Below are 10,611 nucleotides of genomic sequence, written 5' to 3' on the forward strand. Positions count from 1 at the left end.
TCGTACCCGAGGACCGCCCGCCCACCGTGTGGTGAGACGCCGAACGACCGGCTGCCGCGCCTGGCCGCCGACAGCCCGCCGGGTCGCACCGCGGCGCTGGCCACCACCAGCTGTCACGAGGAGGAACACGCTAATGAACCACACCTCGACCAGACCGCGAAGGGGCAGCCGACTGCGGCTGCTCCTCGGCGCCGCGTGCGCCGCAGCGCTGGCCGTCACCGGCACGTTCATCGCCTCGCCCAACGCGTACGCCGAGGCCGACCGGACGCTCACCTCCAACCTCACCGGCACGCACAACGGCTACTACTTCTCGTTCTGGAAGGACAGCGGCAACGCCAGCATGACGCTGCGCGCCGACGGCCGCTACAGCAGCAGCTGGGACAGGAGCACCAACAACTGGGTCGGCGGCAAGGGCTGGGCCACCGGCACCCGCCGGACGGTCAGCTACTCGGGCAACTACAACCCGGGCAACAACAACACCTACCTCGCCCTGTACGGCTGGACCCGCAACCCGCTCATCGAGTACTACGTGGTGGAGAACTTCGGTAGCTACAACCCGAGCAGCGGCGCCACCAGGCTGGGCACGGTGACCACCGACGGCGGCACCTACGACATCCTGCGCAGCCTGCGGGTCAACGCCCCGTCGATCGACGGCAACCAGACGTTCTACCAGTACTGGAGCGTCCGCCAGCAGAAGCGCAGCAGCGGCACCATCACGGTCGCCAACCACTTCGACGCCTGGGCCCGCGCCGGCCTCAACCTCGGCACCAACCACAGCTACCAGATCATGGCCACCGAGGGCTACCAGAGCAGCGGCAGCTCCGACGTCACCGTCTGGGAGGGCGGTGGGAGCAACCCCACCACCGGTCCGACCAGCGGCCCGACCACCCCGCCCGCGGGCGGCAACTGCACCGCGGTGCTGTCGCCCGCCGAGCAGTGGGGTGACCGGTTCAACCTGAACGTGGCGGTCAGCGGCACCAGCACCTGGGTGGTCACCCTCGGCCTCGGCGGGGGCCAGAGCATCCAGAACAGCTGGAACGCCTCGGTCAGCGGCACCACCGGCACCGTCACCGCCAGGCCGAACGGCAACGGCAACAACTTCGGCATCACGATCATGGCCAACGGCAACTGGAACTGGCCGACGGTCACCTGCCGGACCGGCTGACCCCGGCCCGGGCGAACCAGGCGGGTGGCGTGCCGGCCGAGCCGGCGCGCCACCCGTCGCCGCAGGCCCACGACGCCGACGGCGTCAGGCGGCCGGCGCGGCCCTGGTCTGCAGCCCGACCCGCAGCGCCTCGACGACGAGGTCGAGCAGTTCGTCCCGATGGGAGACACCGCCGGGCACCAGACAGAGCAGCTCGGCGCCCACCCGGCTGAGCAGTTCGTCGGCGAGCGGCGCGATCGCGGTCACCGAGCCGGCAAGAACGTGCAGCACCTCGGTCAGCGGAGCGTCCGGCCGGCTCGCGACCCTCGCGGCCAGCACCGCACGAGCACCCCGGACGCTGAACGCGCCGTCCGGGCGCGGCAGGAGGACTCCACTGTCGATCAGCGGGCGGGTCAGGCTCGGGTCGGCACGCAGCACCTGGTCGATCGTCCGGTTCGGCAGGATGAACTTGCCGATCACCCCGTCCGGGTCGAGCAGCGCACAGATCGTCTCCAGCGAAAGGCCCTGTCCCTGCAGAAGCGCGACGGTCCGCATTCGGTTGAGGTGGGGACGGTCGTAGTAGGGCGTCCGGCCGACCCGGTTCGGCGGCTGAAGCAGCCCGCGGGTGTGGTAGGAGCGGATGGTCCGCGGGGTGAGCCATACCTCGGCCGCGAGCTGATCGATAGTCATCAAGAGTATCCCCTGCCTCCGCTTGTTGCCGCAGCAGCCCGGAGCCAGTGGCGACCGCCGGGCCCAGTGAGACTCGGGCTGTCCACTTTCTGCCGAACCGCAGTGTCGTCACCCATCGGGCCAGCCCCGAGTGGTATACGCCGCAGATCGTCGAGCGACATTCCACATCCCCCGGACCGTGATTGTGGCAGCGGCGCTATAAGCAAAACATAAAGGGCCTCCGACAGGCGCTCGTCGCGTGTGTGCCGACCCGCGTATAGAGGCGCGTCACCAACCGGCCACGTCCGCCACATCCGCATGACAAGTGAGCCGAGCGCAACCGGACACCGCGTCACACTGACCGGGATGTTCGTGATGTATGCATGGTGACGCTTCGCGGCCTACAGAGTTTCTGCGGCGCAATGCCACTTCTTTAGTGGCACCCGGCGAACGTCGGTCCACCCGGATCGACGAGCGCACTCCCGCCATCCGACGCCGACGGCGGTCGCGCCCACGAGCCATCCCACCCGAGCACCAGGCGGCAGGGTCACGCCGCGGAATTCCCACAGGGAACGGCGCACCGAGAGGCGTCGAACCCAGCCTGGCGGCTATCCACGTTGGGCAATTTGGGAACCGCTTAGCCACCTGCGCCCAACCCGGAGGATCTGACCGTCCCAGCCGAAGCCATCAACACCGCCCCGACGGCCGGGCATTCGCTCTCGCTGATCCTGTCGGGCGAAGCACTCGCGTCATATGAATCTCATGAGACAGTCGGTTGTCGATGGGTCGCGAGGGGGGAAGTGCCGACCCTTCGGACCACCATCGGGAGGATGATCGGATGAGTCAAGAACCGTATAAACATTCACCCGACACCATGTCGCGGAAGGAATCGCTTCCATTTATTTGCGCCCCGCCGATCGCTGCCGATGCTTGTCGGTGTCCATCCCCCACGAGGGCTCCATGGAGGTCCCAGGATGAACGTTCCGACCAAGCTCCGGCGCGACGGCCAGAGCATCCGCACTCTCCTGCTCCAGCTGACGCTGGCGGTAGCGATGATCTTCGCGGCCACCGCGGTGGCCGCGCCCGCCCAGGCCGGTCCCAAGACGGCGCCCACCACCAGCACCGAGGCCGCGGTCGGTTCGGCCGCCGCGCCGACCGCCGTGCCGTCCGGGGCCAAGGTGCTCGGCAAGGACTCGGTGTTCGGGCCGGCGGCGTCCTACAGCTACAACGTGTACTACTACCCGCCCAACTACGTCGAGGCCTACTACACCGTGTACTCGGGAGCGGTCAGCTTCGGCGTGTACTGCTCGGCCTGGGGCTGGGTCGACGGCCCCTACGTCGGGGTCGGCTCCTGGGTGAGCCGCGTCGACTGCGGCGCGTACGGGCCGGCGACCGCGTTCCGGTTCCAGACCATCGGCTGATCCCGCCCGGTGCGGCCCCCCGGTTCTCCGGGGGGCCGCACCCGTGCCCGGGGCCGGCCGGCCGGCGGCCAGCACCGGCCGGTCAGTTCGTGCTCAACGCCTCGGTCGGCGCGAGCCGGGCCGCGCGGGCCGCAGGGTAGACACCCGCCAGCACACCGGTGCCGACCGCCACCGCGAGCCCGCCGAGCAGGGCCGTCGGCGGCAGGACCGCCGGCCATCGCTCGACTACGGCGTAGCCGGCCGTGACCGCCGAGCCGAGCAGTATTCCCAGCGCGCCACCGATGCCGGTGAGCAGCACGGACTCGGCCAGGAACTGGCTGGCGACATGTCCGCGGCTGGCACCGAGCGCCCGGCGCAGCCCGATCTCCCGGCGCCGTTCGAGCACCGAGATGATCATCGTGTTGGCCACCCCGATCCCGCCGACCAGCAGCGCGACCGCGCCGAGTCCCAGGAACAACGAGGAGTACGCCTGCTCGACCAGACGTTGCGCGGCGAGCGCGTCGGACGGCCGGGAGACGAGCACCTCCTCGGGCCGCTGCGGGTTCGCCGTACGCCCGAGGACCGCCCGTACGTCGTCGACGGCCTCGTCGTCCACCCGGACGAAGATCGCCTGCGGGCGGCCGTCGAAGCCGAGGTAGCGCTGCGCCGCCGGCCAGCCGACCAGGACCGAGTTGTCGATCTCCGGAGTGAGTGGAAGCCGGTCGAGCACCCCGATGGCCACGTACCAACGGTCGTTGATCCAGACCGGCGGGGCCGGTTCACCCGGGCGCGGCTCGACGCCCAGCAGCTCGCTGGCCCGCGCGCCCAGCACCACGGCCGGGTACTGCTCGGTGACCCGGTCGAGGAACGCCCCGACGCGCATCGTCGACCTGAGCACGGCCGGCAGGTCGAGTCGGGCGGCGGCGACCGCGAGGCCGTTGGTCTGGCCCTCCGGCACCAGGTCGGTCCGTCGCACCTTGGCCGAGGTGTAGCCGATGGCGGAGGCCGACTGCACCGGTGCGATGCGTTGGATCATCGGCACCGACTCCGCGGGGAGCTGCGCCCGTTCCCCGGTGACCAGGTTCTGGCCGGGAGTGACGGTGAGCAGGTTCGGCCCCAGCGCGGCCAGCCCCGCCCGCACCGCGGCCTGATTGGACGCCGGGATCCCGATCACCGCGATCAGGGCGGCGATCCCGATGGTGATCCCGAGGGCCGCCAGCACCGTACGCGCCGGACGGGCCCGGACGCCGACCGTGGCGAGCCCGAGCAGGTCGGGCAACGACAGCCGGGCGGGCGGTGGCAGTCGTACGGTCATCCGGCCACCGCACCCTGCTGGGTCACGTCGGCGCGGATCTGCCCGTCGAGCATCTCCACCCGCCGGGGGAACCGACCGGCGATGCCGAGATCGTGCGTGATCACCACGATCGTGGTGCCCTCGGCGTTGAGCTCCCGGAGCAGGGCGAGCACCTCGCCGCCAACCCGGGAGTCGAGGTTGCCGGTGGGCTCGTCGGCCAGCACGATGCTGGGGCGGTTCACCACGGCCCGGGCGATCGCGACCCGCTGCCGCTCCCCGCCGGACAGTTCGGTCGGCAGGTGGTCGGCCCGGTGCGCGAGCCCGACCCGTTCGAGCGCCTCGTCCGCGCGGGCTCGCCGCGACCGGGCGGGAACACCCCGGTAGAGCTGCGCCGTGACCAGGTTCTCCCGGGCGCTCAACCCGTCGGTCAGGTGGAACGACTGGAAGACGAACCCGATCCAGGAGGCCCGCAGGGCGGAGAGCCGGCGGTCGGTCAGCCGGTCGACCCGGTGCCCGTTGACCCACACCGTCCCGGTCGAGGGCCGGTCGAGGGTGCCCATCAGGTGCAACATGGTCGACTTTCCGGAACCCGACGGCCCGACGACGGCGACCATCTCGCCCGCGTGCACGCGGAGGTTCGCCGCCCGCAGCGCGTGGACGCCGCCCGGATAGACCCTGGAGGCGTTCTCCAACTCCAGCACGGCGGTCATCCCGCGACCACCACCGGCAGTCCCTCGGCGACCCCGTCGCCGGAGACCTCGACCATGCCGTCGGCGAACAGGCCCAGGTCGACCGCGTGGTACCGCTGCTCGCCCTCGGCCGCCTCGATCCCGTAGCCCCCCTCGCGCAGCGCCACGAGGGCCTCGATCGGCAGGGCGAGCGCACCCGCCCGGCTGGCCCCGTCGAACCGGACGGTGACCGGTCCGGTGTCCACCCTGGTGGCCAGCGCGGAGTCGGTGAAGTCGATCGTCACCGTGAGCGTGGACCGATCGTCCTCGCCGGCACCGACGGCGACCGACCTGACCGTGCCGGTGGTGGACCGTCCGTCGGCCAGGTCGAGGCGGACCTTCGCGTCGGGACGCGCGAAGCGGCGCTGCGCCTCCGCCAGCCCCGCCGTGACCAGCCGCCCGACACCGGTCACGTCGAGCACCTCGCCCTGGGCCGAGCCACCGAGCTGCCCGGTCACCTTGTCGACCCGCACCTCGCCGGGGAGCACCACGACGTCGCCGGGGGCGAGTCGCCCGGTCTCCGGCAGGCCGAGTTCCCGCTGCCACTCCTTGAGCGCCTGCCGGGTGCCCGACCGGAACCTGCCGTCCACCGTGCCGACGTCATAGCCGAGCGCGTCCAGGTTGCGCTCCAGGACCAGCACGTCGGGGCCGGAGGACACCCCGACGCCGAGGTCCCGGTACATCGGCGTGTTCCCGACCAGCAGCGGGACCGGCTCGGCGTCCACCGCGTAGAGCCGCTCCCCCCGCCTGACCAGCGCGCCGGGGCTGGGCAGCCAGGTGATGGTGCCGGCCCGACGGCCGGCCACCGGGCTGCTCGGCCCGTACCCGACGGTGCCGTCGACCAGGATCCGCTCGACCAGGTCGGTCCTCGTGACCGTCGCGGTGCGCCGTGGCGTGGCCTGCTGCGTCGGCTCGGCGGAGACACCCTGGAGCCGGGTGTACGCCGTGACGCCGCCGGTGCCCAGCACGGCCACGGCCGCGACGCCCCCGAGCAGCCAGCGCTGTCGCCGCTCGCGCCGCGTCCGCACCGGACCGCCGCCCTGGCTGGTGGCCGCCGCGCTCACGATCCGGCACCGGGTGTGGCTGGCTGGTAGCCCGCCTCCTGTCGGCACCCGCGCAGCTTGGCGAGGACGGTCGGGTTGTCGATGTCGATCCCCGGCGGGATGGCCATGGATCCGGAGCCGCCACCGGAGTGCGGGTCGGGGTCGGGATAGTCGAACCCACCGGCACGCATGCACCTGGCCAACGCCCGGGCCTGCTCCAGTTCCTCTTCGCTGAGCGGCTGCGGGTTGCCGCCGTTGGGCAGGTGCTGGCGGCACTGCTCCAACGCGGCAAGCTCCCGCTGCTGCTGGCCGGGTGCCTTGGTGGAGTCGACCTTGCCCGAGTCGTGTCCCGAACCGCCACCCAACTCATTGCTGTCACTATTCGCGTCGAGGTCGACTCCACGCTCCTTCATGCACCGCCGGAACTCGTTCTGGTCCGCGCCCAAAGGCGCGCTGGAGACACCGGAAACCGACGCGACCTCGTTACTGCCGACCTTGGCGGCACAGCCGGTGGCCAGCAGTAGCGCGCCCAGCAGGATGGGTGTCAGCCACTCACGACTCATGGCGTTCCTCATTTCAGGGTCCTCTTCCGATCAGGATCATCTCCGACTCAGGAAGATGTCATTGTTGCCAACAGGTGTACCAGCGAGTGGATATTGGTGGCGTAAGCAGCACTTCTTATCTCGAACTTACGAACGATTGGTGCACACTGGAGCCGGTGCCACGAGAAGGGATCTCCATGCGCGTACTGATCGTGGAAGACGAGGCGGTGCTGGCTGAGGCGACGGCCGAAGGGCTGCGCCAGCGGGCCATGGCGGTGGACCTGTGCGCAGACGGCGCGGCCGCGCTGGAGCTGATCAGCATCAACCGCTACGACGTCGTCGTCCTCGATCGCGACCTGCCCGTGGTGCACGGCGACGACGTCTGCCGGGCGATCGTCTCGACCGGCGGTGAGGCCAGAGTGATCATGCTGACCGCCTCGACCGGCCTGGACGAACGGGTGCACGGGCTCAACATCGGCGCGGACGACTACCTGACCAAGCCGTTCGCCCTCGCCGAGCTCGTCGCCCGGGTGCAGGCGCTCGGTCGGCGCGCCAGGCCGGCGCTACCGCCGGTGCTGCGCCGCGCCGGCATCGAACTCGACGTTCCCCGGCACCAGGTGCTCCGGGACGGCCGATTCATCGCGCTGTCCCGGAAGGAATTTGCCGTACTGGAAGTTCTGATGCGGGCCGAAGGCACCGCGGTCAGCGCCGAGGAACTGTTGGAGAAGGCATGGGACGAGCACATCGACCCGTTCACGAACGCCGTTCGGGTGACAATGATGACCTTGCGGAAGAAGCTGGGCAGCCCGGCGGTGATCGAAACGCTCTCCGGAGTGGGCTACCGATTGAGCGGGTAGTCCTGCGTCGCCTGTCGGTGAAGGGGCATCTGGTCCTCATGTGCGGGGGGATCTTTCTGCTCAGCGCCGTCGTCCTGCTGACGATCAACTACATCCTGTTCCGGGCGGCGCTCCCTGCGGTCGCCAGCGGACGAATCGACACCGCCGGCCCGACCCCGACGTCGATGGTGCGACCGCTGAACGCGGAAACGGCCGCCGAATACCGCGTCGACGTCCTCGACACGCTGCTGGTGCAGTCCGGCGTGACGCTCGCCATCACCCTGCTGCTCGCCCTGCTGGTGGGCTGGATCGTCGCCAGCCGCATGCTGCGGCCGGTACGGGTGATGGCCGAGGCGGCGCGCCAGTTCAGCGCCGAGAACCTGGACCAGCGCATCCGGATGCGGGGGCACCGCGACGAGCTGACCGACCTGGCCGACACCTTCGACGAGATGCTCGACCGGCTGTCGGACTCGTTCGACAGCCAACGGCGGTTCGTCGCCAACGCCTCGCACGAACTCCGCACCCCGCTGGCCGCGCAGCGCACCCTGGTCGAGGTGGCGTTGGCCCGCAGGAGCACCGACCCGGACGTACGGGGGCTGTGCTCACGCCTGCTCGCGATGAACGTCCGGATCGAGTCCCTCATCGAGGGGTTGCTGGTGCTGGCCCGCAGCGATCGCGGGCTGGACCACCGCACACCGGTGCGGCTCGACGAGGTGGCCGCCGGGGTGATCGCCGCGCACCGCGCCCGGGCCAGCCAGCACGGCCTGAGCATCCACGCCGACCTGACACCGCAGGTCGTCAACGGCGACCGGGTGCTGCTGGAACGCCTGGTGATCAACCTGGTGGACAACGCGATCAAGTACAACCACCCGGGAGGGCAGGTCTGGGTACGGGTCGGCGCCCCGGGCCCCGTGCTCAGGGTCGACAACACCGGGCCGGTCGTGCCGGTCGACCAGGCCGGGGCGCTGTTCGAGCCGTTCCGGCAGTTGCGCCGAGGCCGGGACAGCGCGGATCACGGGGTGGGGCTGGGGTTGTCGATCGTCGCCTCGATCGCCCGGGCCCACCGCGGATCCGCGCGGGCCCAGCCGCGGCCGACGGGCGGCCTCGTCGTCCTGTTCGACGTGCCGGGATCCGCACCGACCCAGCCACGGGCCGGGCGGTACGTCGGCGCGTCGATCGCCTCGGACCGGGCCTACTCGGGCAGGGCGGCGCGGAGGTAGGGGATCCGCTACCGGCGGGTGGCGCGCCGCAGCCGGCGGCGAACGCCGCCGTCGACCCGGGTCCTGACCCGCGCCAGGATCTCCTCGTACCGGCGGTCCGCGCGCGTGCTGAGCGCCTCGGCCTGCTCCAGCATGGCGACGATCGTCTCGATCGCCGTGCTCAGGACCTGCCCGTCGTCGAGCTCGTCGGGGCTGCGGCTCTGCTTCATGCTGGTCGGCCGGAGCTCCGCCAGGTCGCCCACGACCTGGCACGGATAGTCCCGCAGCTCCTTGATCTGCTGTTCCGCCAGGTCGGCCACCCATCCGGCCCGGTCCAGGCCGACACCGAACTTGAGCCCGTCCTCGCGCTGGCGCAGCACGGAGTCGACCAGGTGACGCTGCACGACCTCCTGGTACGGCCTGCGGAGCGGGTAGCGGTCGCCCAGCGCGAGATTGACCCGGCGCAACACCTCGGCCTCGGCCGCACCCAACGAGGGGTTCGAGGTGGGTGCCTCCAGTTCGCACAGGTCGTCGGGTATGCCCATGATCCCCGCGAACCGGTGCCACAGGGTGTCGTACGGGGCCCCGGGAGGCGGGACGGTCACCAGGTGGCGGCGCTCGGCGGGCACCAGGTCGCCCCAGCGACGGAGCATCCGGTTCGCGGTGTAGTTCTCCCAGAACGTCTCGAACTCGCCGCGTTCCACCGCGCCGAGGAAGGCGCCGAAGCGCCAGCCGCTGCGGGCCCGGATGCTCTGCTGCCAGGTCGACGGGAGGGTACGCCACAGGTCACGTCCCGCCACCACGACGTGCACCTCGGCGGGCCGCAGGCTCTCCACGGCCCGGGCCGCCTGCGCGCTGCTCGCCCCGCCCAGCCCCTCGTTGCTGATGATCACGTCGCCGGGCCAGTCGCGGGCCTTCGCGGCCAGCCGGTCCCAGGTCCAGCGCAGGTCGGCGTCGCGCCAGGGCACCTGGCGCAGATCGGTCATGGCCGCGTCCTGGGCCCGGGCGCTGGCCGGCAGCAGGATGCCGGCCCGCTTCAGGGCCCGCCTGTTGCTCCAGAGCACGTGCTGCACGAAGGTGCTGCCCGTCTTCGGGGCGCCGACGTGCAGGAAGACGCGTCTGGCCATGGTGCCTCCCGTGGGCGGACCGAGGGGCCGGTGACGGCCCGGTTCGTGGGCGCCCAGGGTGACATGCGAAGGTGGCGAACAGGTGTCTTCGCGCGAGTCCCACTGCGCTCGCATGGTCACCACCCGGTCGCCGGCTGACCCCGAACCGGCCTCCGGGGCGCACCGTTGGCGGCGCAGACCGGCGGGCTCACCGTAGGCCGCCGCGGAAGCGCGCAGGCCCGCAGTTGCCGACGCCAGTTCCTCTATTCCCGCGTGCGGAAATACGTCTATCCGAACGTCGACCACCGCGATAATTGACGCCTTTCGCAGTTCGCTTCGGGCCAATGCCGCAGACAGGAATCCTCCCGCGCCGCATTCACGATCGCCGCACCGCCGACTGAGGGAGCAAACCAGACAGACCGGCCTTGACGTTTCGCCAGGCAGGCAATGAAGTGATCTCAGCAAGGTTCGTCGCGTTGGCGCGAACGACACGGGCATAACAGCCATACCGGATGGCGCTGGGATGGGCGTGGGGCCCCCGATAGACAGGTTCTTGCGAAGGAAACCGATCTATCCGAAGGACCCCACGTGATCACGTATTCTGCCAGGCTTGACGTCCCCAGGGAACTCGTGCGACACGTGGCGCGGCT

At 70.9% G+C, this 10,611-nt stretch carries 10 protein-coding genes; 4 read left to right on the plus strand and 6 right to left on the minus strand.

What is annotated here, in order from left to right:
• The first annotated feature begins 133 nt into the window (after positions 1-133).
• Positions 134-1,165: a glycoside hydrolase family 11 protein gene (locus tag GA0070558_RS24880; RefSeq protein WP_091284089.1), complete on the plus strand. Its 1,032-nt coding sequence runs from the start codon at positions 134-136 to the stop codon at positions 1,163-1,165.
• A gap of 84 nt (positions 1,166-1,249) precedes the next feature.
• Here the strand turns inward: GA0070558_RS24880 and GA0070558_RS24885 are convergent, their stop codons facing one another.
• Positions 1,250-1,834, minus strand: a complete 585-nt coding sequence (locus GA0070558_RS24885; RefSeq protein ID WP_091284091.1) for a MerR family transcriptional regulator — start codon at positions 1,832-1,834, stop codon at positions 1,250-1,252.
• Between the two features lie 953 nt (positions 1,835-2,787).
• Between GA0070558_RS24885 and GA0070558_RS24890 the strand changes: the two genes are divergently transcribed.
• On the plus strand, positions 2,788-3,234 hold the full coding sequence (locus GA0070558_RS24890) for a hypothetical protein (RefSeq protein WP_043962037.1): 447 nt from the start codon (positions 2,788-2,790) through the stop codon (positions 3,232-3,234).
• An 82-nt stretch (positions 3,235-3,316) separates the two neighbouring features.
• Here GA0070558_RS24890 and GA0070558_RS24895 read toward each other — a convergent pair whose 3' ends face one another.
• Genes GA0070558_RS24895 through GA0070558_RS24910 form a run of 4 tightly spaced genes read right to left on the minus strand, consistent with a single transcriptional unit; the run spans position 3,317 to position 6,841 of the window.
• Complete coding sequence (locus GA0070558_RS24895; protein WP_091284093.1) at positions 3,317-4,528, minus strand: ABC transporter permease; 1,212 nt, start codon at positions 4,526-4,528, stop codon at positions 3,317-3,319.
• Positions 4,525-5,217 (minus strand): ABC transporter ATP-binding protein, encoded by a 693-nt coding sequence (locus GA0070558_RS24900; RefSeq protein ID WP_091284095.1) that lies wholly within the window; start codon positions 5,215-5,217, stop codon positions 4,525-4,527. Before GA0070558_RS24900 ends, GA0070558_RS24895 begins: the two co-directional genes overlap by 4 nt.
• Complete coding sequence (locus tag GA0070558_RS24905; protein ID WP_091284097.1) at positions 5,214-6,299, minus strand: peptidoglycan-binding domain-containing protein; 1,086 nt, start codon at positions 6,297-6,299, stop codon at positions 5,214-5,216. Before GA0070558_RS24905 ends, GA0070558_RS24900 begins: the two co-directional genes overlap by 4 nt.
• Positions 6,296-6,841: a hypothetical protein gene (locus tag GA0070558_RS24910; RefSeq protein WP_141722314.1), complete on the minus strand. Its 546-nt coding sequence runs from the start codon at positions 6,839-6,841 to the stop codon at positions 6,296-6,298. Before GA0070558_RS24910 ends, GA0070558_RS24905 begins: the two co-directional genes overlap by 4 nt.
• A 176-nt stretch (positions 6,842-7,017) precedes the next feature.
• Between GA0070558_RS24910 and GA0070558_RS24915 the strand changes: the two genes are divergently transcribed.
• Together GA0070558_RS24915 and GA0070558_RS24920 are read left to right on the plus strand one after the other, a co-directional pair.
• Positions 7,018-7,677: a response regulator transcription factor gene (locus GA0070558_RS24915; RefSeq protein ID WP_077936340.1), complete on the plus strand. Its 660-nt coding sequence runs from the start codon at positions 7,018-7,020 to the stop codon at positions 7,675-7,677.
• Between the two features lie 17 nt (positions 7,678-7,694).
• Positions 7,695-8,876 (plus strand): sensor histidine kinase, encoded by a 1,182-nt coding sequence (locus GA0070558_RS24920; RefSeq protein ID WP_218107086.1) that lies wholly within the window; start codon positions 7,695-7,697, stop codon positions 8,874-8,876.
• Between the two features lie 8 nt (positions 8,877-8,884).
• Here GA0070558_RS24920 and GA0070558_RS24925 read toward each other — a convergent pair whose 3' ends face one another.
• Positions 8,885-9,982 (minus strand): hypothetical protein, encoded by a 1,098-nt coding sequence (locus GA0070558_RS24925; RefSeq protein WP_091284101.1) that lies wholly within the window; start codon positions 9,980-9,982, stop codon positions 8,885-8,887.
• Positions 9,983-10,611: the final 629 nt, after the last annotated feature.

Source organism: Micromonospora haikouensis (genome assembly GCF_900091595.1).
Taxonomy (GTDB): domain Bacteria; phylum Actinomycetota; class Actinomycetes; order Mycobacteriales; family Micromonosporaceae; genus Micromonospora; species Micromonospora haikouensis.